Origin of the sequence: Algoriphagus sp. CAU 1675, from assembly GCF_029222925.1 — a bacterium.
Classification (GTDB): Bacteria; Bacteroidota; Bacteroidia; order Cytophagales; family Cyclobacteriaceae; genus Algoriphagus.
The window spans coordinates 308986-335888 of the sequence record NZ_JARHUI010000004.1 but is presented as its reverse complement, the minus strand read 5'-3'; the positions used below and the strand labels follow the sequence as shown (position 1 = coordinate 335888).

The following is a 26903-nucleotide window of genomic DNA, read 5'->3' as shown; positions in this document are numbered from 1 at the left end:
GGCCATGAAAACCATCGTTGTTCCCTTTGATTTTTCAACTTATTCATTGGCTGCGCTTAAGACAGCCCAAAAGATAAGTGTAAAGTCTAACGCGAAGATTATTTGTATCACTGTGATTCCCTCTGAAATAGATTGGGATAAACTTTCCGATGAAGCCAAAATGAAATATCCCGATTTATTGGAGGAAAAAGAGGAGGCGGAGAGAATATTACCTGACTATATTCATGAGGTCGCCCCTGCAAAGGCTACCATAGAACAAGTAGTGCGGATCGGTGTCCCAAATGAAATTATCCTGCGTGTAATCGAGGAGTCCAATGCCGACCTGATTATAATGGGAGCCTATGGAAAAGGATATTCAGAGGGTAAATTTATCGGCTCAACACTTCAGAAAGTATTGAGGAAATCCACTTGCCCCGTCTTGGCAGTGAAAAAGGCATTGGATGGAAATGATTTTAGAAAATTGGCTTTTGCCTCCGTTTTTGACGGAAAAGATAAGGTGGCCTTTGATAAAGTAAAGCAATTGGTCAAAGCCTTCAAGGCAAGTGTACACCTCTTGTTTATCAATACTCCGGATAAGTTTACTTCTTCTGATGAAATCAAAAAAGGAATGGATGCTTTCCAAAAGGGTAATGAGGAGATTGTCTTCCATCAACATACCTTCAATGAGAAGGATCCTGAAACTGGTATCATTTCTTTTGCCTCCGAAGCTGCAATCAACTGGGTAGCTTTGGTATCTGGGCACCATGAGTCAAGCCCTGCTTACCGAATCACCACAACTGAAACAGTCTTGTTTAAAGGGGACTTGGGAGTGCTGAGTATTAAGATTTAATTTTCATACGGGTTTTTACTATTGTTCGAATAATCCAGCACTTCATTAATTGGGTGTCTCCAGTGAATCACTGAGGCACCCAAATTTTGTAAGCCTCTGAGAAATTCCTTGATGACATTGGTAAGTGTTGAAAAGGGAATGTCGGTTTTGTGGCTTTTTGCTTCCCCAAACATTTCCTCAATCATTTTATCAGATTTCAATTCCATATTTTTGATCCAAGCTGGAAAATCATCCGGGGAGTCAGGTTGATTCTTCATCCGGTCTATTTCTTTTAGGTAGGTTTTGGATATTTTCTGAATATCTGACAAGAGCCTTTGAGGGAGCCCCCTTTCAGCTTCTTTCATGGCCTGAAGATTATGGTAAATATCCTTGAAGGCTTTTGCTGCAAAGATCATCAGACGAAGGGAAAGCATCAGAGAAGTGACTTTTTTAGCTTCTATTTCACTGATTTTGGCGCCCTGAAGTCGGATATGGTATTCTGTGATCTCGTCTTCCAATATTTTGATTTCATTATAATTACGAATCATTTCGAAGGGTTGCCCGAGAAATTTGTCCCAGAGGGAATATTGATTGACTTTTTCTTTTTTGATCCCTAGGACATTTTCAATGAATACTTTTGTTTTTTCATAGACGATCGCCAGTTCGTTTTCCAAAGCTTTAATCGCTGCTTCGGGTACATTTATATCCACTTTATGGATATATACGGTACTGATTTTTTCATCCTTGCTGACAAAGCGCTTTTTGACATTTTTTTCCAAAATCCCAGTTAAGGGAAGAAACAATAGTACCCCAATTAAATTAAAGGAAGTGTTGAAAAGGGCCAATGTGGTCAGAGGGTCGTTTTTCCCCCAACCTGAAGATGCCCAATCGATCAAGGGAGTTAAAAAGGGAAGGATTAGCGAAGCAGTGATCAGGTTAAATAAAAAGTGAACCAACGCGAGTCTTTTCTTGTCCGGAGTACCACCAATAGCACCCATAATTACTGTTATGGTAGTGCCAATGTTGGCCCCAATAGTGGCTGCAGCTGCCTGCTCCAATCCAAGGATATTGGAATTCAGGGCACTGAGAAGAATGACCGTGGTAGCAGAACTTGATTGAATTAGGGCCGTTAGCAATACTCCTATCAGTAAAAAAACAAGAATGTTCAATCCAGAAAGGGAAGACAGTTCAAATTGGGTGGCAAGGTCACTGATTGAGTTTTTCATCAAGTCGAGCCCATAAAATAGGAATCCAAAGCCTAGGATTAAAACACCCGTATTCTTGATGCTTGGTCTATTTTTGAGCAGAATCGATACCAATGCCCCAAAGGCAACTAAAGGGAATGCAAAAGCAGCTATGCTTACTTTAAACCCAACGGTCAAAACCAACCAAGATGTCACCGTTGTACCCAAATTGGTTCCTAGGATTACCCCTATAGAATTTTTCAGGTTGATCAGTCCTGCGCCTAAAAATGCAAGCACCATCAAGGTTACCAGAGAACTGCTTTGCAAAACAGCCGTGATCATGATGCCTGTCAAGATACCCTTCCAGGTTTGGGAAGTAAATTTCCTTAAGAGATTCCGAAAGGATTTTCCGGCAAGTTCTTTTAGTCCGGATTCCATTTGGCTCATGCCCAAAAGAAATATCCCTAACCCTGCCAGAAATTCCCAAAAGCTGAAGTTGGTCATAAATTCAGGATTTTGCCTCAATCGGCCCAATGGTTTAAATGGATCAATGCCATTAGGAAATTAGGGGATACCTTCTCAAATAAAAAATCTGAAGGAATGGATTTTACCAGAATCTGAATCGTTTTTCGTAAATCCTGTCTCTGAATATCCAGTTGTCAAAAATGTCCTCAGACAAGTAGATTTCCAATCCCAAACTCACGGTCATGTATCCATCATACCGGTGTTGTAATCCCGATCCCCGACGGATTCTTCCATTGTTTTGAAGGATTTTAGGTACATTTGGCTCCCCACTTTCTAAGATGAAATCAGGGTTTCGAATTGCTAATCGGAGGCGGTCAGGATTGCTTCCGTCCAGATAGTCCTCTACCAAATCAAGGTAAAATTCATTGACATTGTAGGCGGATATGTCATCCATGTAATCCGTAAGAGTGAAGCGGTAATTTCCTTCAAACTTTAAATCCATGTATACATTCAGTTTGTATTTGAACCCCAATCCCATTGGGAATACCAAGATGTAGCGCTCATAGGGATTGTTTTCCAACTGGTAAGGTCTCAAATCCACCCATTCCCCACGGAGTTTTGTCTCGGGATTGTTGGTGGACATTCCCAAACCGAAAAAGATGTACGGATTCCAGAGATGGCGGGTGATGTTGTTTACTTTGACCGGATGCCAGTAGTATTCAATAATCCCTGTCCCTTCCCAATTTTTTGCCCTGAAAAACAAATTTCTTGGAGTCCGGTATGCCCTTGGATCTGAAGGTAAATCATGTCCGGACATTTTATAATAAGTTCCTTCCAGTCGGGCTTTGAGATGGGTACCGAAGACATAATTGATGGAAAAGTTGGCATGCCAATCCGGCTGAACTCCCTCATTGTATTTCCAAAAGGAGTACAATTCCCCAAAATACTGAGTAGGTCCTAATCCTGCAGAAATAGACCATGGTTCCTCAAAACGATATCTATAAAAGCTTTGTGCCTTAATCTCACCCAGCAAAAAAATTAAAAATAATATGATAAAAAGCTTTTTCATTTTGTTTCTACCCCTTCACAAATAGGCCTCTGGTTGAAAAATAATTTAAATTTTAAAATTTTCAAACCCGGACCTAAGGTGCAAATCTCGTTGAGGGAAAGGGATTTCTACATCGTTTTCCTTGAATTTTTTGAAAATTTCAAAGTAAAGCTGGCTTTTCAATACTTTGGGTTTGTTGATATATTCAGAGGTCCATACTCTTAAGTTGAAATTAATACTATTGTCCCCGTATTCTTCAAATAATACATCTGATTCGGGATGGTTCAAAACTCCAGGGTTTGAATTAGCAACTTCCAAAAGGATTTGCCTTACCTTTTCGGGATCTTCTTTATAAGCTACCCCAACCGGGAAATTAAATCTTACCATTCGGTCACTATGGGACCAGTTGATCACTTCACTATCGATAAACTGACTATTGGGCACAATAATGGTAATATTATCATTGGTGACTATCATTGTAGATCTTGCCGATATTTTCACTACGTCCCCGTTCACATTCCCTACCTCAATTCGGTCTCCAATTTTGATAGGTCTCTCAAACAGGATGATCAACCCACTGATGAAGTTGTTGGTGACGTTCTGAAGACCAAAACCAATACCTACACCGATAGCTCCAGCCAAAACACCGAATGCACTAAGATCTATTCCGTTGGTTTGGAGTATGGAAAAGACACCTGCGAATACCAATAAATATTTGACCATGGTGCCGATAGATTGCCGGGTTCCCAAAGTCATGTGGTAGCGGGTCAGGATTTTGTTGACCAAGAATCTCCTAAGCCATTCTGCTAGGATAAAAAGCAAAGTAAAAGAAATGATCAGAGTTAGGATTAAGCCTAGGGTTAATTTGTTGTCGCCAAGGTTAAAAAGACTTGAATTAAGGATTTTTTCCAACCAGGAAAAGAAATCAAATTGTTGGGGTTCTGGAGCTTGATTTATGGTGCTTTGCATAGATTTTCTAAGTACTTTGTCGAAATTCGAACTTAAAAATATTCACAATCTAAAGGCCAAATCTCTTAATTTTCAATTTCTTATTGAAATCAATATAAAATTCTGTTTTGGGCTTGTTGTTTTAAGTTTTGTGAAATTTTTGATTGATATTAATTAATTTTGATGCATGAGTAAGCAAAGGGAAGAGCTCGAACACAGACTTAGACTTCGAAACATAAAACTGTCTGATTATGAGGATATCCGCGAGATCATGGCTTCCATTTACAAAAATAAAATCGGAGCCCTGACAAAACAGGAACTTAAGAATCAACTAAAGGTTTTCCCTGAAGGGCAGATTTGTATTGAAGACAATGGAAAAGTAGTGGCTGCCGCTTTAAGTATCATCGTCGATTATGCCAAGTTTGGGGATAACCATACCTATGATCAAATAACGGGATACGGCAAGTTTGATACCCATGATGAAGACGGGGATACGCTGTACGGTACGGATGTTTTTGTACATGTTGACTATCGGGGGATGAGATTGGGACGTCGACTCTACGATGCCAGAAAGGAACTTTGTGAAAACCTGAATCTCAGATCCATCATTGCAGGCGGTCGAATCCCCGGATACTCAAAGTATGCGGATGAAATGACTCCTCGAAAATACATTGACTTGGTAAAGAATAAGGAGATTTTCGATCCTGTACTTTCTTTTCAGTTGGCCAATGAATTTCACGTTCGAAAGGTGATAACAAAGTATCTTCCTGAAGACACCGATTCCCGGGCCTATGCCACCTTGTTGGAGTGGATCAACATCTATTATGAGAAGGATGAAAAGCTAATTGGGAACAAAAAATCAATCGTTCGGTTGGGTCTGGTTCAGTGGAAAATGCGCCGCTTTTCAAATGTGGATGACTTGATGCAGCAGGTGGAGTTTTTTGTGGATACGGTTTCGGGATACAAGTCCGACTTTTGTTTGCTTCCGGAATTTTTCAATGCGCCGCTTTTGGCCGAGTTTAATGATATGGATGCTTCTGAAGCGATTCGGAATCTTGCGGACTATACTGACGAAATCGTAAGTAGAATGAGTGATCTGGCGGTTTCCTACAACGTGAATATAATTGCAGGATCTATGCCGGAATACGATGGAAAGCGCTTGCGAAACGTGAGTTATCTCTGCAGAAGGGACGGAACACAGGCCAAACAATATAAACTTCACATTACTCCGGATGAAGCGTCCTATTGGGGACTTCAAGGTGGTAATGGAATTCATGTTTTTGATACCGATGCGGGTAGAATTGGGATCTTGATTTGTTATGATGTGGAATTCCCTGAATTGGGAAGAATTCTAGCTGAACAGGATATGGACATTCTTTTTGTTCCTTTCTGGACGGATACTAAAAACGCCTTCCTTCGGGTCAGTACCTGTGCAAAATCAAGGGCAATAGAAAATGAATGCTATGTGGCGATTACAGGGTCCGTAGGAAATCTTCCAAAAGTGGAGAATATGGATATCCAGTATTCACAGGCAGCGATTTATTCACCCTCTGATTTTTCTTTCCCGCATGACTCCATAGTAGCTCAGGCTTCAGAAAATGCCGAAACCACTATTGTGGCAGATGTGGATCTTGACCTGTTGACCAAGCAGCGAAAAGCAGGAAGCGTAAGAAATCTTGAGCAAAGAAGATTAGATCTATATTCGATTCAATGGAAACAGAAAAAATAATCCGTGAATATTTTAGCGGTGTGTCACAAGAAGTCTTGGAAAAAGCTTCAAAAATCAAACTCCTGGTAACAGATGTGGACGGGGTTTTGACGGATGGGGGAATTATTTATGATGACTTGGGGACGGAGTACAAAAAGTACAATGTCAAAGACGGATTGATCGTGCAGCACCTCCGGAAAAATGGGGTAATGGTTGGAGCCATAACCGGCAGAAATTCCAAAGTGGTAGAAAACAGATGTGAGGAATTACGATTTGATTTTCATTACCATGGCATCAAGGACAAGGGAAAGAAATTAGATGAAGTCCTTGAAACATTGGAAATTCAGCTCAGTGAGGTGGCCTACATTGGAGATGATTTGATTGATTTACCGATTATGAGCCGAGTTGGATTCTCTGTGGTTCCTTCTGATGGCTTGTTTTATGTGAAACCTCATGCAGATTATGTTTCTTCTATTGCAGGAGGAAAAGGAGTGTTCAGAGAAGTTTCAGATTTGATTTTACATGCCAAAGGGAGATTGGCTCCCTTGGTTGAGACCTTTACAAAAAAAGATGATGAATAGAAATACCCAGCCCATGAAAATCACTGATGATGTGATTTTAGGCGGTGATAAGCCAGTTTTGTTTGCCGGACCGTGTGCGGTAGAAAGCTATGATATATGTCTGGAAATTGGAACAAAGGTCAAAGCTTGGGCTGAGGAGCAAGGGTTTTCCTATGTTTTCAAAGCTTCCTTTGACAAAGCCAACAGGACTTCAAGTTCCTCTTTTAGAAGCATAGGAATGGATAAATCTCTGGAGGTGCTGGAAAGAGTTGGAAAGGCCTTGAATGTACCTTTGGTTACGGATATCCATGAAAGTTATCAAGCTGAGGAAGTTGCCCAAGTTGTAGATGTGCTGCAGATTCCTGCATTTCTATGCCGGCAGACTGATTTATTGATTGCTGCGGGGAAAACTGGAAAGGCAGTCAAAATAAAAAGGGGGCAGTTTATGGCTCCTGAGGACATGAAATATGCGGTGGATAAAATTCGGTCTACAGGCAATGATAATGTTTGTCTGACTGAACGCGGATTTTCTCTGGGGTACCATAATTTGGTTGTCGATATGAGGGGCTTGCCTATTATGCGGCAATTTGCTCCGGTTGTTTTTGATATCACCCATTCTGTGCAGCAGCCCGGTGGACAGGGTGGTAGCAGTGGGGGACAGCGGGAATTTGCTCCCATTTTGGCCAGAGCTGCTGCTGCAACAGGAATTGATGGGTTTTTTATCGAAACGCACCCTGAACCGGCTAAAGCGCTTAGTGATGGCCCCAATCTAATCCCCTTACATAGAATGGGCGATTTCCTAGCCATGTTGAAGGAGTCTTGGGTACTGGGAAGAAAATATCAGGATTTTCAAGTTCAATAATCAATGAAGCTTCGCTCAATTTTTTTGTTATTCCTTTGCGTGCTGATTTATACCAGTGTCAGTGCACAGGATCTTTCTGAGCAAATCCGATTCAATCTTGAACAAGCCCCTGAAGAAGGCAAGCTGAATTTAAGTGGGGTGCCAATTCAAAAGACTGGGGAAACCTTTCGATTTTACGCGGATAGAAACTTCACACCTGTTTGGTCAGAAAACGGTTTACTGAATGAGTTGGCCTATGAAATGCGATTTGAAATCCGTCAGGCGAAATACGATGGACTGAACCCTGAAGCCTACCATTTAGGGATCATAGAGACATTTTTTGAAGCTTTTGAGTCCAATCAGAAATCAGGTGTTTCTAATAGTTTGACTGATCTTGCGGAATTGGAATTGTTTCTAAGTGATGCTTATTTCTTGCTGGCCTCACATTTGGATAGGGGAAAAGTAGACCCTTCCAGACTGAAGGTAAGTTGGGATATCCCCAGAAAGCCACAGACAGCAAATTATGCAGACTTACTGAATGAGTCGATTCAGTCGCAAAGTATTCGGGAGGGTCTCGAAAAACTATATCCTGAATACCCAGCCTACAGGAAAGGAAGGGAAGTGATCAGGGAATTGGAAGAAAAGGCTAAGGGGGATGATTTAAATTGGAAACCTCTAAAAACCGATAAATCCATCAAAGTTGGAGAATCAAACAGTCAAATTCCAACTGTCCGTGAAAGGTTGGGTTTTTGGGGGTATTTGGGGGAAAATATGGAATTGGAATCCCGAGACTATGATTCCTTACTATTTGAATCCGTCAAGAACTATCAATTGGCCAAAGGTCTTGAAGCGGATGGGATTTTAGGCAAGCTGACTTTGTCCGCGCTGAATGAATCCCCCGTGGATCTGATGCAAAAAGCGGCGATCAACCTGGAGCGCCTTCGTTGGATTCCGAATAGTTTTTTTCAAAGTGATCTGATTTTAATCAACATTCCCAACTTCCGACTGGATTATAGATCTCCAACAGATACTATTTTTTCAACCAGAGTGATTGTAGGAACCTATAAAAATCAATCGCCGGTATTTACAGCTGCAATGCGATATATCGTTTTCAGCCCCTATTGGAATATTCCTCCCTCAATTGCAAGGAATGAGGTTATTCCTGCGATTAGAAGAAATTCTGATTACCTATCCAGGAATCATATGGAAGTGGTGACAGGATCTGGAACGGTAGTTCCCAACTCCCAGATAAATTGGGCTCAAAGGCCATTTCCCTATTTGATCCGCCAAAAGCCCGGAACTTTTAATTCTCTTGGTTTGGTCAAGTTTATGTTCCCAAACAGGTACAATGTCTATCTTCATGATACCCCGGGAAAACACTTATTTGATAGAGAAGTAAGGACTTTCAGCCATGGTTGTATCCGAATGCAGGATCCTTTTCAGTTTGCGCAGATTTTACTGGATGACATGGAGGAATGGACCTCTGAAAATATAGAGGAGGCAATGAACCAGGGAAAAGAGCAAATTGTCAATCTTCAAAAAAATATCCCGGTATTGATTGTCTATTTGACTTTTTGGGCGGATACAAATGGCCAGCCACATTTTAGGCCGGACATTTATAACCGAGATGAGGAATTACGATCCCTACTTAATTTCTAATCAAGGCTGAAGAAGCATTGACTGGTTCAGGTAGTTCTCATCGTCTCCGAAAATGAACAATAAAGAACCTTCTTTTATTAAATTGATAGCTTGTGCTGATAAGTGTGGAGGAAGCGCAGGACATCCTAAGCTTCTTCCCAATCTTCCCACAGATTTGGCAAAATTCTCTTGGGCATAATCTGCTCCATGAATTACAATGGCCCTGTTTCTTGCCTGATCGTTGAAGCCTTTTTCAAGCCCGTCCAATCTTAGAGAGTAGCCGTGTTTTCCCTGATAGGTTTCAGCGGTCTTATAAAAACCCAAACTGCTTTGATAGGATTGTGGCTTGTTGGAGAACCTAACCGCCATCAAGTCTCCGGAATTTCTTCCATGGGAAACTACCGAATGAAGCAATACCTCAGCCTTAATTGGATCAATGATCCACATTCTTTTTTCGGTTGATGGCAAGCTGAAATCAATAATTGTCAAGGTTTGATTCTTAAGCTCATTACTGAGCTTTTGGTATCCTTCCATGGCCAAGCGAAATACTTCGGGCGAAGGGGCTTCGTCAGTGTTGGAAACCAGTTCATCATACATTTCGATGACTGGATCTTTTATTTCATTAATAATGGTGGTGTTTTCCTTAATTGCAGGTTCGGGTGAACCCATTAATCCCAGGATGAGTACTGCAATTTGTGGTGGTAGCATAGTGGTTGGGTGATTAGGTGAAATTTTCCTGAAGGTTCTTAATTTTAAATTTCTACTTTTCAGAAACTTAGCATCAAGTCAGTTAGATTTTACTTGTCAGGAAAGGAACTATAGAAGATGGGTAATTCGTTCCATTATTGATAAAAAAATAATCCAATTGGGCTAGGAATCATTTATGCCTAATTTTGCAGCAGGTTCATGGCACGACAGGATTAGAGAATATATTTTTGGTTTTGTTCAAATAAATAACCGGGAATATTAAACAAAAAGAAAGTGTCGCCTGTTCAAGACAAGAAATGAAAGTATCCGTATATAGAAAGGAGCACTTTAATGCTGCTCACAGGCTTTACAACCAAGCCTGGTCTGATGAAAAGAACGAGGCTGTTTTTGGAAAATGCAATAACCCCAATTTTCATGGACATAATTATGAGTTGGTTGTATCCCTACGAGGGGAAATTGACCCCGAAACAGGGTATGTATTTGATTTGAAGGTGCTTAGTGACCTGATCAAAGAATACGTGATAAAGAAATTTGACCACAAAAACCTAAACTTGGATACCGATGAATTCAAAAATCTCAGCCCCACAGCCGAAAACATTGCAGTGGTTATTTGGAATATTTTGAGGAGGGAAATTGATCGGAAATTCGAATTAAAGATTCGGCTTTATGAAACAGAAAGGAACTTTGTTGAATACGATGGGAATTAATATATCCCGCGAGACACTCGAGGAAATTGGAGAGGATCATGTGGGGACATCCTTAGAAACTCCTCTCCGGGAAGATGCCTTCGAAATGGATGATAACCTCAAGATTGAGCTTATCGAGAAGCATTTTCGGGAAATTATGCATGTTTTAGGGCTGGACCTCACAGACGATAGCTTGAAAGGTACTCCCCACAGGGTGGCGAAAATGTATGTAAAGGAAGTTTTTAGTGGGCTTAATCCAAAGAATAAGCCAGCAGCAAAACTTTTCGAAAACAAATACAAGTACAATGAAATGCTTGTGGAAAAGGACATCACTTTTCATTCTCATTGCGAGCATCATTTCGTGCCTATTTATGGTCGGGCTCACGTAGCCTATATTTCCAATGGAAATGTGATTGGACTTTCTAAAATCAATAGAATCGTTCAGTATTATTCCAAAAGACCCCAAGTTCAAGAGCGCTTGACCATGCAGATAGGCAATGAACTTAAGGAGGCTTTGGGTACCGAGGATGTGGCTGTGATCATGGATGCCTATCATATGTGTGTGAGCTCAAGAGGTGTGAATGACACCAACAGCTCCACCGTGACCTCGTTTTATTCAGGTAAGTTTGAAAGAGATGAACAGGCCAGAAATGAGTTTTTGAGGTATATCAACTTAGAAAAATAATAGGCTAGAAATATCGAGTCTTCTTAAAACCGGATTTTCTTCCGGTTTTTTTTATTTAAACAAATTCCTTTCACAAAAGCTTTCACTTAAAATTTATGAATTATGAAAGGAAAGAATATTGTCCTTATTGGGGGAAACTCAGGGATTGGATTGGCTACCTCTGAATTACTTCAAGCATCAGGAGCTAATGTTTATAAGTATTCAAAAAGTGGTGTAGGAACTCATCAATTTGATGTGACGAAAGAATTTTTGGAATTGCCAGAATTACCGGATGTGGTAGATGGGCTGGTTTATTTCCCAGGTACCATCAATCTAAAACCTTTCCATAGGATTTCAATTCAGGATTTTCAGAATGAAATGGATGTTAATTTTTTTGGTGCAATAAGAGTACTTCAAGCCTGTTTGAAAGGGCTTAAAAGGTCAGATTCAGCATCGGTAGTTCTTTTTAGCACGGTTGCTGTTCAAACAGGAATGGGCTTTCATTCGGGCATAGCATCATCCAAAGGAGCCATAGAAGGTTTGTGCAGATCTCTGGCAGCAGAATGGGCTCCGTCCAAAATCCGAGTAAATGCCATAGCTCCATCTTTGACCGATACTCCTTTAGCTTCTGCATTACTTTCCAATGAAGAAAAAAGAGAAGCCTCCGGAAAACGGCATCCTCTGGGGAGAATTGGGAATCCTTTGGATATTGCCGAGGCTACACATTTCTTGCTTTCCTCCAAATCATCATGGATGACTGGGCAAGTGCTACATGTAGATGGTGGCATCTCCAACCTCAAATAGGTTAAAACACCTTCAAACAGAAATTCATTTATTGGTTTTTTGAAGGGTTTGGAATAGTTAAATGGACGAAAGTGAATAAATATTTTAGCAAAGAGGAAATTTTGTGCTCGGATTCTTTTTTCCGGAAGAATCTGATCAATTGTCTTTCAGGTTATAAAAGCTTAAACCTTATTGGAACCAAAAATTCAAAAGGTTTGAGTAACCTCGCTCTTTTTTCTCAGGTGTTTCACATAGGGGCGAGTCCCCCATTGATTGGAGTTTTGTTTAGACCTCATACTGTAAAAAGAGATACCCTAGAAAATATTTTGGAAACTTCCAGTTTTACGATTAATCAAGTAGGGGCGGCCTTTTATAAAAAAGCCCATTGGACAAGTGCAAGATGGGAAGGCTCTGAATTTGAAAAGACAGGGCTTCAGGAAGAATATCGAAATGGATTTTTCGCGCCGTATGTACAGGGCAGTCCTGTTGGATTGGGCTGTTCTCTGGTTGAAACCCAAACTCTACAAGTCAATCAAACCGTTCTTGTGGTGGCCAGTATTGATCATATCTATGTTGAGGAAAAAGGTCTTCGGGATGATGGTTCGTTAGATTTGAATGTATTGGAAACCGTGACAGTATCCGGCTTGGATGAATATCACCTTGGAAACAGATTGGCAAGGTTGCACTATGCAAAGCCGTCTAAAGAAGTTGAAGAGATTTGAACTCTAAATCAATTATACCACCCAATTCGAAATTGAGAGAATTTTTAATTTTCTTGTAGGTCTCTTTATTTAATGATTTTGTAGTGAGATACTTATTGAAAAGTTGTCTGATCCTTTTTCCATGCTATTTTTTGATTGTAGCCTGTTCTTCCCCAAAGCCTCAATCAAAAACCTACGTTCACACAGTTTTGGGCTCTATACCTGCGGATTCCCTAGGTTTAAGCTTGATTCATGAGCACATGCTGGTGGATTTTATTGGCGCGGATTCTGTTTCTCCCGACCGTTATTCCAAAGATTCCGTGATTGCGAAAGTTTTACCTTATTTACTAGAGGTGAAAGAATATGGAGTGAAAACCATTTTCGACTGTACTCCAAGTTATTTGGCTAAGGATCCTTTAATTCTTCAAGAATTAAGTTTGCTGTCAGGTATTCAAATTGTCAGCAATACCGGTTTTTACGGAGCGGTGGGAGGCAAGTATCTTCCATCCTTTTCACTGGAAGAAAGTGCCTCACAACTTGCAGAAAGATGGATTTCAGAGTTTGAAAATGGAATAGAAAATACGGGGGTTAAGCCGGGATTTATCAAAATATCCGTCAATGAAAAAAGTCCTTTGTTGGAAGTAGATGCCAAGTTGGTGGAAGCAGCTGGACTAACCCATCAAGCCACTCACCTTCAAATCGCTTCCCATACTGGTACTTGGTCTACTGCCCAACAAGAAGTCGAAATATTGCAGAAGATGGGAATTGAACCTTCCTCCTTTGTTTGGGTGCATGCACAAGCAGAGCAGGATTTTCAAAATTACCTGGAAGCCGCTCGACTTGGTGTTTGGATTTCCCTGGATGGCATAGGATGGGAAGTGGAACCTTATGTGGAAAGATTGCTTTTTGCCAAAGAACATGGGATTTTGGACCATGTTTTAATTTCACATGATGCCGGTTGGTATGATCCGGAAAAGGGAAATAGAGGGAATTTTCATCCATTTACCGCAATTTTCAAGGAGTTGATGCCAAGATTGGAAAGGGAGGGATTTTCAAAAGAAGATTGGGATCAATTGCTCTTAACGAATCCCCAAAATGCATTTGCTTTGGATGGGATATTGGAATGAGATGTGCTTTTTGAACGGGGTTTGGAGTTTGGGTAATTTAAACCAAACAATATTCTGTAAAAATTATCAGAACACTTCGTCAATTTGCTGAGCCTGCTTACCTTTGCGCATGGCAGAACAAATCCTAATCCTAGATTTCGGTTCTCAGTATACACAACTTATCGCCCGACGAGTTAGAGAACTGAACGTTTACTGTGAAATCCACCCTTTTAACAAGGTTCCTGAGATTACTGATGACATTAAAGGTGTGATCCTATCCGGCTCACCTTGTAGCGTCAGAGATGAAGGTGCTCCTGACTTAGACTTGGATAGTCTAAGAGGTAAGTTGCCTATTCTGGGGGTTTGTTATGGTTCCCAGCTTTTGGCTCAAAAATATGGGGGAGAGGTATTGCCTTCAACTATCCGTGAGTATGGCCGGGCCAACTTGGACCATATTGACTTGCATCATGATTTGTTGAAGGAAATGACTCATGGTTCCCAGGTTTGGATGTCTCATGGAGATACCATTAAAAAATTACCCGAGGGATTTGAAGTGATTGCCAGTACTTCTTCTGTAGAAGTAGCTGCCTTTAAAGTTGAGGGAGAAAAAACCTATGGAATTCAATTTCACCCGGAGGTTACGCATAGTACAGAAGGTAAAAACCTGCTTAGAAACTTTGTGGTTGGAATTTGTGGCTGTTCCCAAGATTGGACTTCTGATGTTTTCATCGATGTGACAGTGGAGGATTTGAAAGCCAAAATTGGTTCGGATAAAGTGGTAATGGGCCTTTCAGGAGGAGTTGATTCTTCTGTAGCTGCTACATTGATCCACCGTGCCATTGGAGATCAGTTGACTTGCGTGTTTGTAGACAATGGACTGCTTCGAAAAAATGAATTTGAGGAAGTTCTGGATTCTTACAAACATATGGGATTGAATGTGATTGGGGTAGATGCCAAACAGCGTTTTTATGATGCATTGGCAGGCTTGACTGATCCTGAAGCAAAAAGAAAGGCCATTGGTCGTGTATTTATTGAAGTTTTTGACGACGAAGCCCATAAGATTGAAGGAGTAAAATGGTTGGGTCAGGGTACCATTTATCCTGATGTCATCGAATCCGTTTCTGTAAAGGGACCTTCTGCAACTATCAAATCCCACCACAATGTGGGTGGATTGCCTGATTTTATGAAGCTTTCAGTGGTTGAGCCTTTGAATACCTTGTTTAAGGATGAGGTTCGAGAGGTAGGACGAGCTTTGGGAATTCCGGAAACTATCATTGGTCGCCATCCTTTCCCAGGCCCAGGTTTGGCAATCCGAATTTTGGGAGACATAACCGAAGAAAAGGTGAAAACGCTTCAAGAGGTTGACTATATTTTCATCAAAGGTCTCAAGGATCATGGTCTTTATGACCAAGTTTGGCAGGCAGGAGCCATCTTGCTTCCAATTCAGTCTGTAGGTGTGATGGGAGATGAGCGAACCTATGAGCGGGTAGTGGCTTTAAGAGCTGTAGGTTCGGTTGATGGAATGACCGCTGATTGGATTCACCTTCCATATGAGTTTCTTGGAAAAATGTCCAATGAAATTATCAACCGTGTAAAAGGTGTCAACAGAGTGGTGTACGATATCTCATCCAAACCACCGGCAACCATCGAGTGGGAATAAACTATAAATCTCATATCCTGAGTCTGAAAAGACTAAGGACAAAATTTAACAAAACCCGATGTCTTGGCTTCGGGTTTTGTATTTTCGGGACTTTTATTTCCAAACTTTGGGTTTGAAAATAATGCCTTAAATTTGTCCGATTAGTTGAAACGTTTGATCCCCTTTCAATTCATGAGAAAGTATCTCTTTATCCTACCTTTATTTTTTGTTCTGAATTTAACCTTTTCCCAAACTGTTCCGGAGGGATTTTCTCTGGCAAAAAGTCAAATCAGTACCGGGAATTATGTGGAGGCAATGAATTCTCTCAGAGAATATTTGAATAGTGAGAAATATGGCAATTTATCCAATTATGCCAGGTTTTATTTTGCTAAAGCTTCTTTAGAAACCAATCAAACTCTGCAGGCTCTTGAAGTGTTGCAACCCATAATAGAACTGGATTGGGAAAATGCTGATGAAGTGAAAATTCTGGTGGCAGAGGCAATGTTCAAAAATTCACAAAACCTAGATGCGCTTCGAATATTGGCTCAGGTTCAATCGGCAGATTTGAAAGAAAATGTTTCAGACCTGACATTTAAATATCTGAGTAGTTCCTCCCCGGATTTTCTAGTCTCCAACTTGCAGGGATTTAAGGAAAATCCTGGGTATGTAGGGGCTTTGAGTGCAGTTTTGCAATCAAAGACGGTTTTGTCATCCGATGAACGTTCCCTATACTATGAATTACGTGGTTTGGGTGAAGCTACCGGAACAGGAAAAGACGATGTATTGGATTTGGTAGTGATTTTGCCATTTACGGATTTCAATTCCCGTAATGATTCTATTTCTCCCAATACATTCGTTTATGAGCTTTACCAAGGGTTGTCCTTGGGAGTGGATCAGTTGAAACGGGAAAAAAGGCAGGTAAATTTGTTGACTTTTGATTCCCGAAGAGATTTGGCTTACCTGAAAAATCTTCTTCAGGACCCTTCTATTTTAAAGGCAGATGCCATTATTGGGCCTATTTATCAGGATGAAGCAGACTTGGTGAGTGTTTTTGCTGAAAACGCCAAAATTCCATTTATTCATCCATTGTCCAATTTGGGTGAAAGATTCGCCAATAGGGAATACAGTTTTTTATTCAGGCCCTCGGTAAATGACCTTTCGGAAGGGATTGTAAGAAGCCTGAAACGCCAAAATTGGGGCAAGAAATTTGCCATCGGTTATAGTAACAGTTCACGGGATGAAAGACTTGCAGGAATGCTACAACAGCGATTGTTGCAGGAGGGGTTTTTCCAGATCAATATGAAGCAACTGACTCCGTCAAGTACAGGACAGTTTCTGCAGGAATTGGGGATCACCACAGGTCGTGACAGTTTGGAAAATCTAGTAGATCAAATCATCATTTTGACAGATGATCCCTCTATCGCCCAGCCTACTTTTGGACTCATTGAATCAGTCACTTCTGATGTCCCGGTTGTCGTGATGGATTCATGGTTGGCCTTTAATTTTGCCAATTATGAGATGCTTGAGTTTCCCAATTTCTACTTCATTTCTAACAATGTGCCTGAATTCGAGTCGGAGGAAATGAAGAAGTTTAAACAGAGGTTTTACAATAGGTATTTGACTTATCCTACTCTAAATGCCTCTTTAGGCTATGAATTGCTTTATTGGATTTCTTTAAATCTTGGTCCGGTTTCCGGGTATGATTTCAGAAAAAGCCTTGACTTGGGGGCTTTCCAAAAGGGTAAGCTTACTTGGGGATTCAATTTCCAAAACAGCAATTCCAATCAATATGTGCCTGTTTTCGGTTTTGAAGCAGGTGAATTGAAACCATTAAACTAAACCATGAATATTTCAGAGAGTAAAAGGCTATTTGCCTATGCCCAAAATTTTATTCCGGGAGGAGTGAATTCTCCAGTACGAGCTTTTCGTGCAGTAGGAGGAGAACCACTTTTTATCAAAAAGGCCGATGGTGCTTTTTTGTATGATGAGGATGGCAATGCCTTTATTGAACTCATCAATAGTTGGGGGCCAATGATCTTAGGTCATAATCATCCCATGATCAAGAAAGCTGTGATCGAGGCTCTTGATAATGGCTTGTCATTTGGAGCTCCTACGGCGCGGGAAGTTGAAATTGCGGAGCTGATTGTGAGCATGGTCCCCTCAGTGGAAAAAGTCCGAATGGTTAATTCAGGCACAGAAGCAACTATGTCAGCGATCCGTGTTGCCAGAGGGTATACAGGGCGTGACAAAATAATCAAAATGGAAGGTCATTACCATGGGCATGGTGATTCCTTTTTGATTTCTGCAGGTTCGGGAGCGATTACTATGGGGAATCCTGATTCCCCTGGGGTGACCAAGGGAACAGCAAAAGATACACTTTTGGCGCCTTACAATGACCTTGATGCAATTGAAAAATTGGTCGAAGCCAATAAAGGGGAAATTGCTGCTTTGATTTTGGAACCGGTTCCTGGGAATATGGGGCTAGCAATTCCTCTACAGGGATATCTGGAAGGCCTCCGTGAAATCTGTACCCGTGAGGGAATTGTATTGATCTTTGATGAAGTCATGACGGGATTTCGGTTGGCGCCTGGAGGTGCTCAGGAGCTATTCGGAATTACTCCAGATATGACCACTTTAGGAAAAATTATTGGTGGAGGGATGCCAGTAGGGGCCTACGGGGGAAAAAAGGAAATCATGGAGCATGTGTCTCCCGCGGGACCTGTTTACCAAGCGGGGACCTTGTCAGGAAATCCAATTGCCATGGCAGCTGGACTGGCAATGCTCAACTACCTCAATCAACATCATGAAGTATATGGTGAGCTGACTACAATTGGCAGAAAAATTTCTGAAGGAATAATGAAGATCAATCAGGAGTTAGGGTTTAACTATACGGTGAACCATTTGGGAAGTATGTATTCCATGTTTTTTACTCAGGAGCCAGTTGTTGATTTTGTTACAGCTAAAAAGTCCGATACTGTTTTGTTTGGAAAGTATTTCCAATCCATGTTGAATAAAGGAGTCTATCTGGCTCCTTCCCAGTTTGAAAGTTTGTTCCTTTCTACAGCTTTGAATGAGGAGTTGATTGGTAAAATTCTACAGGCACATCGAGAAAGTATGATTGAAATCCATTCCTGAAATTCCCAACTAATAATTCAAAAAAATAAGACAATGAACTTGAAAGTTTACGGAATCAAGAACTGCAACACTATGAAAAAAGCTTTTGACTTTTTGGAGTCAAAAGGAGTAGAGTATGAGTTTATAGATTACAAAAAGCAAAAACCTACCGTGGAATTATTGGAGGGTTTTCTGAATAAAACATCTCTGGAAAGTCTCGTGAATAAAAAGGGGACTACCTATAGGAAGATGGATGAGGGCCAGAAGTCAGCATTGGAGCAAAAGGAGTCTGCTTTGCCGATTTTGGTCGAAAACTCCAGTATGATCAAGCGTCCGGTCATCGTCTATCAGGATGGTTCTTTGACTTTGGGTTTTGACCCTGAAGAAATCCAAAGTAAGCTTTAAAGCAAAAAAGGCGGTGTATAATCACCGCCTTTTTTTATCCTTTTACCGGAGGAAAATAATCCGGAAGATTTTTCAATATGTCCTGCGTCATCGTGTCCAAGTTGTAATCTGGTTTCCAGCCCCAATCTTCCCGGGCTCTGCTATCATCAATGCTATCTGGCCAGCTGTCCGCGATTGCCTGTCTGAAATCAGGAATGTACTCGATTTCAAAATCCGGATGATGTTTTTTGATACTTTCGAAAATCTCCTTTGGAGTGAAACTCATCCCTGCTAGATTATAGCTTGATCTGATTTTAATGGATTCCTTTGGGGCTTCCATTAGATCAATGGTTGCTTTGATCGCATCCGGCATATACATCATTGGCAGACTTGAATCTTCCTTTAGGAAACAGTTGAACTTCTCTTCAGCCAGAGCCTTGTGGTAGATTTCAACTGCATAATCCGTGGTGCCACCACCAGGTAGGGATTTGTAGCCTATCAGACCTGGATATCGAAGACTTCGGACGTCTACTCCATATTTTTCAAAATAATATTCACACCAGCGCTCACCAGCCTGTTTGGAAATACCGTAGACGGTGTTTGGTTCCTTGACACAGAATTGAGGAGTATTGATTTTTGGTGTATTGGGTCCGAAAACAGCGATAGAGGAAGGCCAATAAATTTTATTGAGTTTGAGGTTTTTGGCGAGCTCAAGTACCGATAACAAGCTTTCCATATTTAACTGCCAGGCAAACAGTGGTTTTTTTTCACCTGTTGCGGAAAGAACGGCAGCTAAATGGTAAATCTGGGTGACACCTTCAGATCGAACCAAACTTTCAAGCGCTTCCTTGTTCATCACATCCAAAACCTCAAATCGGCAAAAATCGAATTTACTTCTGGCAGATTCGTTGAGGTCAGTAGCGATAACCTGATCGTTTCCATGAAGGTCTGCAAGCGCTTTGGTAAGTTCGGATCCAAGCTGACCAGCTGCTCCGATTACTAAAATTTTTTCCATTTGGCAGTCAATCAAAAAAGCCTCCATTTGAAGCGGGGCTTTTTGTTTATATTTGGGTTTGCTTGCGCAAAATTAACAAAAAACACAGGGTCAGAACGAATTTTTGACCAACGGAAATTTGAAATTATCTGCTAAAAATTATTCCAATTAAAATGTACGACCAGTTTAAACCCAAATTAGAAAAAGAGCTACAATCAATAGAAGAAGCGGGGCTTTTTAAAAGAGAGCGGATCATCACCTCTCCCCAAGCTGCTGAGATTACTATCGCAGGGGGAAAGAAGGTTCTTAACTTCTGCGCAAATAATTACCTGGGTCTTTCTTCTCATCCCCGTGTAATTGAAGCAGCTAAAGCTACTATAGATACGCATGGATTTGGGATGTCCTCTGTTCGTTTCATTTGCGGTACACAGGATATTCATAAAGAACTGGAAAAGAAGATATCCGAGTTTTTGGGTACTGAGGACACTATTTTGTATGCTGCTGCATTTGATGCAAATGGGGGAGTGTTTGAACCTTTGTTTGGGCCGGAAGACGCCATAATTTCAGATGCCTTGAATCATGCCTCGATTATTGATGGCGTACGTTTGTGTAAGGCCATGCGATATCGATTTGAGCACAACAATATGGCTGATCTTGAAGCCAAACTAAAAGAAGCTGTAGCTGCCGGTGCCCAACAGAAAATAATCGTGACAGATGGTGTTTTCTCCATGGATGGAACAATTGCCCAGTTGGATAAAATCGTAGATTTGGCCGAGAAATACGAAGCTTTGGTTATGTCTGACGAATGTCATTCCACAGGTTTCATGGGTAAGACCGGACGCGGTGTGCATGAATATAGAGGGGTGATGGGTAAAATTGACATCATCACCGGGACATTGGGCAAAGCATTGGGTGGAGCTTCTGGAGGGTTCACTTCAGGAAGAAAGGAAATCATTGAATTGCTGCGTCAGCGTTCAAGACCATATTTATTTTCCAATACTTTGGCTCCCTCGATTACTGGGGCTTCCATAGCCGTTTTTGACCTGCTTTCCGAGACTACTGAATTGAGGGACAAGTTAGAGGAGAATACGAAGTATTTCCGTGCGAAGATGACTGAAGCCGGATTCGATATCAAGCCCGGAGAGCATGCAATTGTTCCAATCATGCTTTATGATGCGGTTCTGTCGCAGAAGATGGCTGAGAAGCTGTTGGAAAAGGGGATCTATGTGATTGGTTTTTATTATCCGGTTGTTCCAAAGGGACAGGCAAGAATCAGGGTGCAGATTTCAGCTGGACACGAACGACACCACTTGGATGAAGCAATTGCAGCCTTTGTGGAAGTAGGTAAGGAGCTTGGAGTGATAAAATAACCATCAGACTTTATATAAAAAGAAGGGGTAGTTATCTAGACTACCCCTTCTTTTTTTATGGCTTAGGACTTACTGGTCATTGCCATTTTCCGTTTTTTCATTACCTCATAATCTTCCAGATTCTCAAACCTGGAATCTACATCCAAGTTGTTGAGGTAATCATTCAGAGTTTCTCGAACTTCCTGAAAGGACATGTTGTGAAGGATCTTTCCGTTTTTGGCCATGGAAAGTTGACCAGTTTCTTCGGAAACAATAAGAATAATGGCATCGGTTGCCTCAGACATACCAATGCCCGCTCGGTGTCTTAGACCAAATTGAGCAGGAACTTCTCGTTCAGTTACCGGTAGGATACAGCGCGCTGCTTTGATTTTTCCATTGTGTATAATTACAGCTCCATCATGCAATGGGCTGTATTTATTGAAAATGGAGATGAGCAATCTTTTGGAAAGTTCTGCATCTAGAATGTCGCCACTTTCGGCATAGAATTTCAACTCTGTACTTTTGGAGATTACCATTAAAGCTCCAGTATTGCTTCCTGCGAGTGTTTTGGAAGCATCTATGATTGGGCTGATATTAAATGAGGCGTTATCTCTTTTTCTCCAAAAGAAGAGAATATCCTTCCAAATATTGTCATCCGACAAGAAAGAAGACCTCCCGATCAATAGTAAAAACTTCCGAATCTCAGGGGCGAAAATAATAATAGCTGCCATTACACCTACTCCCATAAACTGGCCTAGAATGGAGGAAAGCAACTCCATTCGGAGAGCCCTAACCAAAAGGTAGATCAGGTAAATGGATAGAAAGCCAAGGAAAATTTTAATAGCAACACTTCCCTTCAATAGTTTGTAAACCTGATACAATAGGGCTGCCACCAGCGCAATATCAATCATATTGACGATGGAGATGTCTAAAAATCCTATTTTGAAAAGTAGTGTCAAGAGTAAACTGTGCTGAATAGTTTCAATGTTTCGTTAGCTTCTTTTACGTCGTGTACCCTAAGGATGTTGGCTCCGTGTTGCAAAGCCACCATATTCAATGCCGTGGTTCCATTCAATGCATCCTCAGGATTACAATCCAAAAGTTTGTAGATCATGGATTTGCGTGAAATACCCACTAATATGGGAAAACCTAGGGTCTTAAAATAATTCAAATTCCGAAGCAGAAAATAATTTTGCTCCAAAGATTTTGCAAATCCAAACCCTGGATCAATAATTACATCTTTGATGCCCGACTTTTTGATTAAATCTACTTTTTGAGCGAAATAGTTCAATAGTTCACCCAGAATGTCTTTGTACTGGGTCTGGCTTTGCATGGTTTCAGGCTTTCCCCTCATATGCATAGCGATGTAAGGGACCCGAAGGGATGCTACTGTATTGATCATTTGCTCATCCAAATCTCCTGAAGAAATGTCATTTACAATATGAGCTCCGGATTGAATCGCAAGTTGGGCTACCCTTGAGCGAAAGGTGTCTACGGATACTAGGGTTTCAGGAAAATGTTCGGTAATCCATTCCACAGCCGGTACGACACGATTGATTTCTTCCTCAAGGCTTACCTCTTTTGCTCCTGGTCTACTGCTATAGCCTCCAATGTCCAAAATAGAAGCTCCTTCCTCAATCAGTTTCCCGGCCTTCGCTAAAACCTGGTCCTTTTTGAGACTCACTCGGCTTTTGTCAAAAAAAGAGTCAGGCGTGGTGTTTAGAATCCCCATGATCTGCGGCTTGTCCCAAACAATAAGCCTTCCCTTAATTTGAAGTGTATATTTTAAAGGAAATAAATTATCTTCGATCGAAGATGAATAGCCTGAGGCAGGATACATTAAATTAAAATAAGTTGGAGACTAAAACCAGTAACGAATATACGGAAGTAATTTCCCGTTGTAAAGAATTATTTCGGAAGAAAACCATCGATTACGGAACAGCTTGGCGGATTTTGAGGCTTCCTTCCATTACCGATCAGATTTTTATCAAGGCTCAGCGGATTAGGTCAATCCAAGAAAAAGGAAATCAGAAAGTCAGCGATCCAATTGCAGATGAGTTTGTGGGGATTATCAACTATTGTTTGATTGCTCTTTTGCAGGTGAGTTTTGCAAAGGATGAGCGGATGGAAATTCCTTTTGAGGATTTGGAGCCGGTATATGATAAATGGGTAAATGACACTAAGGGCTTACTGGAAGATAAGAATCATGATTATGGAGAAGCCTGGAGGGATATGCGTGTGAGTTCTATGACGGATATTATCCTCATGAAATTGTTTCGGGTGAAGCAGATTGAGGACAATGAAGGACAAACCTTAGTTTCAGAAGGCATAGAGGCCAATTATCAGGACATGATTAATTATTCGGTTTTTTGTTTGATCAAACTCGGTTACCATGTATAGACAAGCATTGCTTTGGATCCTCCGCCTTTTAGTGGGAGGACTTTTTATATTTTCAGGCCTGATCAAAGTCAACGATCCTGTTGGTACAGCTATCAAGTTGGAGGAGTATTTTGATGTGTTTTCCAATGACATCGCAGGCTTCTTTTATTATTTCAAGCCCTTTGCTCTTTACCTAGCCGTATTCTTGGTTGTCGTGGAAGTTGTTTTGGGAGTGATGTTGATTTTGGGTGTCAAAAGCAAACTCACAGTGTGGTCTCTGGCCGCAATGATCTTGTTTTTTACGTTTTTGACCTTTTTCTCAGCATACTTCAATAAAGTGACTGATTGCGGATGTTTTGGAGATGCCATCAAGCTGACCCCTTGGGAATCCTTTTACAAAGATTTGGTCTTGCTGGTTATGATTGGGGGAATCATAGGCTTGCGGAAACTGCTGCCAGAATCTTCCCACAACTGGGCTAAAGGTACTGTTCTTTTGACTTTGGTGTTGTGCTTAATTTTGTCAGTTACCGCCATCCGGAATTTGCCATTTATAGATTTTAGAGCTTATAAAGTTGGAGTAAATATTCCTCAAAATATGCAGCCTTCAGCTCCTCTGGCTTATTCCTATATCATGAGAAAAGATGGAGAGTTGGTTGCCCTTGATCAATACCCAACAGAGGAAGGGTATGAGTTCGTAGAGATGAATCTTAAAAATCCAGAAGCATTGCCCAAGATCTCTGACTTTTCTGTTTGGAATGAGGAGGGAGATTATTCACAGGAGGTTTTGACGGGGAATAAATTATTGATCCTAATCAGTAACCGTGCAAAAATGAATGATGCTAATTTGGATAAAATTGATCTTCTTTTGAAAACACTGAAGGACTCTCCGATACAACCTGTTTTGGTGGCGGCTGCATCCATGGAGGAAATCAGAGATTTGACTGAAAGTAGGGGCTGGGATTTATTGACCTTGCAGGCAGATGCCACTGTTGTTAAGACTATTATTCGGGCAAATCCAGGTATTCTGTTGTTGAAGGACGGAACAGTTCTGGCCAAGTACCATCACAACAATACGCCCGAAGCAGGTGAGGTTCTGGACTTTTACATTCAATGAAGAATAATTTGAAAGTAGTTCTAGTTGGCCTTCCTGGGTCTGGGAAAAGCACATTTGGAAAGCAACTTGCGTCTTCTCTGAACTTTCCATATTACGATTTGGATCAGCTGATTGAGGAAAAATACCAAATGAAGATTCCGGAAATTTTCTCGATGTATGGTGAAGGAAAGTTTCGGACATGGGAGACAGAGACGCTTGAGCAAGTCTTGGATTGGGATAGATCTTTTATTTTGGCCTCCGGTGGAGGCTGCCCCTGTTTCAATAATAACATGGATTTGATCAATGAAAAGGGGGTTTCCGTTTATCTAGATGTTCCATTGGAGGAAATTGCTAAAAGGTTGGGGTCAAAAGTTCAAAATCGTCCTATGTTTCAGGATTTGGATTCTGGTGAAATCACCCTAAAACTCAAAAATTTGGATGCCGATCGTTCTCATTTTTACAATCAGGCAAAAATAAAACTCAGCGGAACTGATTTTTCCGCTGAGTTATTGGTTTCTGAATTAATTTCCTTGCTTAAAAATTAATTCCTAAGGTCAAAACTCCCTTGAAGATACTGTTTTCAATTTCGGTCATTGGGCCGTAGTTGTTGTTTTGGGAGTCCAGTACTTGATAGGATCGATAAATGGAATTGAAAGTCTGATTTACCAAAGTGAAGTCAAGGGAGAGGTTATTGAGTTTTAGTCCCACACCACCGCTTAGTTGCTGGGTGGTTCTGTCAAAGTTGGAATCCATGTAAGGGTCGCCAAAGTAAGCATATCCGCCACGAAGTCTAAAATCATTAATTCGTGCTTCTGCTCCTAATCGGAAATTGACAGTGCTGGTATAGAGGTTTCTGATTGCTTGATTGTCTGGTTCTTCATCGAAATCATTGGAATTGATTCGTGCGGTACTGTAATCAACCCAATCCAAGTCAGCGGAGATGAATCCTTTTTTACCCACAAAGAACGTGGCACCTCCACCGATTTTTAATGGCGAGTTGAGCCCGTAAGTACTCAGGAAAATATCAGTAACAGCTTCCTCTCTTCCTAAAGTCACATCTTCCTGTTCGAAATAATAATTATTGTAATTGGCAGAGATTTTCGCTTCATATTCGTCATTCAGGCTGTACCAAGTAGGTGTCTGAAAATTAAAACCTAGGTTGACGTAGTCAATTGGTTTGTAAATCACGCCAAGACTTAAATTTACTCCGGATCCATTAATAAATAGGTTTTCGGAAAGCGATAAACTTGCGAGAGGCTCGTTGACAAATTCTTCCTGATAGATCTTGAAGGAATTATAACTAATTGAGCGAATTCCCAATGAACCTCCTACAAAAAGCTTATGCTCGAAATTCCCGCCATAACTAAAAGTTATTTGGCTAGCTGATCCTTCCTGAGTAACATTTTCATCTTGGAAAGGAAAGCCAAGAACAAATGAATCATATGTGTTCGGATTGGAAATCACATTTCCACCTTGATCATAAATTATAGGGTTGATAAGATAGGTTAGATATCCCAAACCAGTCAATCCATAAGATTCAATCTCACTTTCGGGAATCCCATCGGAATCCTGCAAAAAGAAATCAATGATGGAACTTTCACCCATCTGATCCGAAAAGAATCCGAACTCATTGTTGAAATTGGCAATTCTTTGAATACTGATTCCAAAGGATCCTCCTTTGAAACTGCCTCTTTCGAATTCAGATTTTGGGCTGGCGAAAACCACAGATAGGTTGGGGATAGCAAAGTCAGTCGTAGCATAGTTTCTTAATTGCCCCATAAATCGGGTGTCTGATTTCCAATCAGTATATCCCAAGGTAATGCTTGCCTCAGAAGTCCTAAAGAAGCCAAGTCCCGCAGGATTTCCTGCAATGTTGGAAACATCTCCGCCAAGGGACCATTGGGTACCACCCAAGGCCATGATTCTTGCAGATCCAGCTGGTACAGTTTGGCTAAACCTCAAAGCATCTTCAAAATATCCGCTTTGCGCATTTACAGAAAAGCTAAGTATGCAGAGGGCTGCACCAAACAAATAAGATAACCTCATTTATTTAATAGTTTGTAACGGTTTATTAAACGTTTGAAAGTTGAATTTGTGACAGAG

26 protein-coding genes are annotated in these 26903 nt (G+C 41.0%); 18 read left to right on the top strand and 8 right to left on the bottom strand.

What is annotated here, in order from left to right; genetic code table 11:
- The first annotated feature begins 4 nt into the window (after positions 1–4).
- Positions 5–829 (top strand): universal stress protein, encoded by an 825-nt coding sequence (locus P2G54_RS11470; protein WP_275871243.1) that lies wholly within the window; start codon positions 5–7, stop codon positions 827–829.
- Here P2G54_RS11470 and P2G54_RS11465 read toward each other — a convergent pair.
- The 3 genes from P2G54_RS11465 to P2G54_RS11455 all read right to left on the bottom strand — a co-directional run bounded on the left by P2G54_RS11465 (position 826) and on the right by P2G54_RS11455 (position 4474).
- Positions 826–2496: a Na/Pi symporter gene (locus P2G54_RS11465; protein ID WP_275871241.1), complete on the bottom strand. Its 1671-nt coding sequence runs from the start codon at positions 2494–2496 to the stop codon at positions 826–828. The two genes, P2G54_RS11470 and P2G54_RS11465, sit on opposite strands and share 4 nt — an antisense overlap.
- A gap of 103 nt (positions 2497–2599) precedes the next feature.
- Entirely contained in the window at positions 2600–3526 is a 927-nt protein-coding gene (locus P2G54_RS11460) for a hypothetical protein (RefSeq protein ID WP_275871240.1), read from the bottom strand.
- Between the two features lie 45 nt (positions 3527–3571).
- The gene (locus tag P2G54_RS11455; protein ID WP_275871238.1) at positions 3572–4474 is read right to left on the bottom strand and encodes a mechanosensitive ion channel domain-containing protein; all 903 of its coding nucleotides are present in this window, start codon (positions 4472–4474) and stop codon (positions 3572–3574) included.
- Positions 4475–4640: 166 nt separating this feature from the next.
- Here P2G54_RS11455 and P2G54_RS11450 point away from each other — a divergent pair, with 166 nt between their 5' ends.
- From P2G54_RS11450 to P2G54_RS11435, 4 genes are read left to right on the top strand one after another with little or no spacing between them, the layout of a single operon-like run.
- Positions 4641–6182, top strand: coding sequence for a bifunctional GNAT family N-acetyltransferase/carbon-nitrogen hydrolase family protein (locus tag P2G54_RS11450; RefSeq protein ID WP_275871237.1), 1542 nt, complete (start codon positions 4641–4643; stop codon positions 6180–6182).
- The gene (locus tag P2G54_RS11445; protein WP_275871235.1) at positions 6164–6742 is read left to right on the top strand and encodes an HAD-IIIA family hydrolase; all 579 of its coding nucleotides are present in this window, start codon (positions 6164–6166) and stop codon (positions 6740–6742) included. Before P2G54_RS11450 ends, P2G54_RS11445 begins: the two co-directional genes overlap by 19 nt.
- Positions 6735–7583: a 3-deoxy-8-phosphooctulonate synthase gene (gene kdsA / locus P2G54_RS11440; protein ID WP_275871234.1), complete on the top strand. Its 849-nt coding sequence runs from the start codon at positions 6735–6737 to the stop codon at positions 7581–7583. Before P2G54_RS11445 ends, kdsA begins: the two co-directional genes overlap by 8 nt.
- Before the next feature lie 3 nt (positions 7584–7586).
- Entirely contained in the window at positions 7587–9221 is a 1635-nt protein-coding gene (locus P2G54_RS11435) for a L,D-transpeptidase family protein (RefSeq protein ID WP_275871232.1), read from the top strand.
- Here P2G54_RS11435 and P2G54_RS11430 read toward each other — a convergent pair whose 3' ends face one another.
- Positions 9222–9908, bottom strand: coding sequence for a murein L,D-transpeptidase catalytic domain family protein (locus tag P2G54_RS11430; protein ID WP_275871230.1), 687 nt, complete (start codon positions 9906–9908; stop codon positions 9222–9224). It lies immediately after the preceding gene.
- 296 nt (positions 9909–10204) lie between these two features.
- Between P2G54_RS11430 and P2G54_RS11425 the strand changes: the two genes are divergently transcribed.
- The 9 genes from P2G54_RS11425 (at position 10205) to P2G54_RS11385 (ending at position 19006) form a co-directional block, all read left to right on the top strand.
- Entirely contained in the window at positions 10205–10615 is a 411-nt protein-coding gene (locus P2G54_RS11425; protein WP_275871229.1) for a 6-carboxytetrahydropterin synthase, read from the top strand.
- A complete protein-coding gene (folE, locus tag P2G54_RS11420; protein ID WP_275871227.1) occupies positions 10575–11279 on the top strand; it encodes a GTP cyclohydrolase I FolE in 705 nt (234 codons plus the stop codon). Before P2G54_RS11425 ends, folE begins: the two co-directional genes overlap by 41 nt.
- Before the next feature lie 102 nt (positions 11280–11381).
- Entirely contained in the window at positions 11382–12062 is a 681-nt protein-coding gene (locus P2G54_RS11415) for an SDR family oxidoreductase (protein ID WP_275871225.1), read from the top strand.
- Positions 12063–12133: 71 nt separating this feature from the next.
- The gene (locus P2G54_RS11410) at positions 12134–12763 is read left to right on the top strand and encodes a flavin reductase (RefSeq protein ID WP_275871223.1); all 630 of its coding nucleotides are present in this window, start codon (positions 12134–12136) and stop codon (positions 12761–12763) included.
- Between the two features lie 188 nt (positions 12764–12951).
- A complete protein-coding gene (locus P2G54_RS11405) occupies positions 12952–13869 on the top strand; it encodes a phosphotriesterase (protein ID WP_275871221.1) in 918 nt (305 codons plus the stop codon).
- 109 nt (positions 13870–13978) lie between these two features.
- The gene (guaA, locus tag P2G54_RS11400) at positions 13979–15508 is read left to right on the top strand and encodes a glutamine-hydrolyzing GMP synthase (protein ID WP_275871219.1); all 1530 of its coding nucleotides are present in this window, start codon (positions 13979–13981) and stop codon (positions 15506–15508) included.
- A gap of 171 nt (positions 15509–15679) precedes the next feature.
- Positions 15680–17326: an amino acid ABC transporter substrate-binding protein gene (locus tag P2G54_RS11395; RefSeq protein WP_275871218.1), complete on the top strand. Its 1647-nt coding sequence runs from the start codon at positions 15680–15682 to the stop codon at positions 17324–17326.
- A 3-nt stretch (positions 17327–17329) separates the two neighbouring features.
- Positions 17330–18622 carry a glutamate-1-semialdehyde 2,1-aminomutase gene (hemL, locus tag P2G54_RS11390; protein WP_275871216.1) on the top strand — a complete coding sequence of 431 codons (1293 nt, stop codon included), beginning with the start codon at positions 17330–17332 and terminating at the stop codon, positions 18620–18622.
- Between the two features lie 33 nt (positions 18623–18655).
- Entirely contained in the window at positions 18656–19006 is a 351-nt protein-coding gene (locus P2G54_RS11385; RefSeq protein WP_275871214.1) for a Spx/MgsR family RNA polymerase-binding regulatory protein, read from the top strand.
- Positions 19007–19040: 34 nt separating this feature from the next.
- Here the strand turns inward: P2G54_RS11385 and P2G54_RS11380 are convergent, their stop codons facing one another.
- Positions 19041–20000: an NAD-dependent epimerase/dehydratase family protein gene (locus P2G54_RS11380; RefSeq protein WP_275871212.1), complete on the bottom strand. Its 960-nt coding sequence runs from the start codon at positions 19998–20000 to the stop codon at positions 19041–19043.
- Between the two features lie 152 nt (positions 20001–20152).
- On the opposite strand from P2G54_RS11380, the gene kbl reads away from it, so the two are divergent.
- On the top strand, positions 20153–21349 hold the full coding sequence (gene kbl, locus P2G54_RS11375; protein WP_275871211.1) for a glycine C-acetyltransferase: 1197 nt from the start codon (positions 20153–20155) through the stop codon (positions 21347–21349).
- A 62-nt stretch (positions 21350–21411) separates the two neighbouring features.
- On the opposite strand, the gene cdaA is transcribed toward kbl, so the two are convergent.
- Both cdaA and folP read right to left on the bottom strand, forming a co-directional pair.
- Positions 21412–22287 (bottom strand): diadenylate cyclase CdaA, encoded by an 876-nt coding sequence (gene cdaA, locus P2G54_RS11370; RefSeq protein WP_275871209.1) that lies wholly within the window; start codon positions 22285–22287, stop codon positions 21412–21414.
- On the bottom strand, positions 22284–23168 hold the full coding sequence (folP, locus tag P2G54_RS11365; protein ID WP_275871207.1) for a dihydropteroate synthase: 885 nt from the start codon (positions 23166–23168) through the stop codon (positions 22284–22286). The genes cdaA and folP overlap by 4 nt, the downstream gene beginning before the upstream one ends.
- 14 nt (positions 23169–23182) lie before the next feature.
- Between folP and P2G54_RS11360 the strand changes: the two genes are divergently transcribed.
- From P2G54_RS11360 to P2G54_RS11350, 3 genes are read left to right on the top strand one after another with little or no spacing between them, the layout of a single operon-like run.
- Positions 23183–23728: a DUF1599 domain-containing protein gene (locus tag P2G54_RS11360; RefSeq protein WP_275871206.1), complete on the top strand. Its 546-nt coding sequence runs from the start codon at positions 23183–23185 to the stop codon at positions 23726–23728.
- Positions 23721–24821: a BT_3928 family protein gene (locus tag P2G54_RS11355; protein ID WP_275871204.1), complete on the top strand. Its 1101-nt coding sequence runs from the start codon at positions 23721–23723 to the stop codon at positions 24819–24821. Before P2G54_RS11360 ends, P2G54_RS11355 begins: the two co-directional genes overlap by 8 nt.
- Positions 24818–25345: a shikimate kinase gene (locus P2G54_RS11350; protein ID WP_275871202.1), complete on the top strand. Its 528-nt coding sequence runs from the start codon at positions 24818–24820 to the stop codon at positions 25343–25345. Before P2G54_RS11355 ends, P2G54_RS11350 begins: the two co-directional genes overlap by 4 nt.
- Here P2G54_RS11350 and P2G54_RS11345 read toward each other — a convergent pair.
- The gene (locus P2G54_RS11345) at positions 25335–26846 is read right to left on the bottom strand and encodes a long-chain fatty acid transporter (RefSeq protein ID WP_275871201.1); all 1512 of its coding nucleotides are present in this window, start codon (positions 26844–26846) and stop codon (positions 25335–25337) included. The genes P2G54_RS11350 and P2G54_RS11345 overlap by 11 nt on opposite strands.
- Positions 26847–26903: the final 57 nt, after the last annotated feature.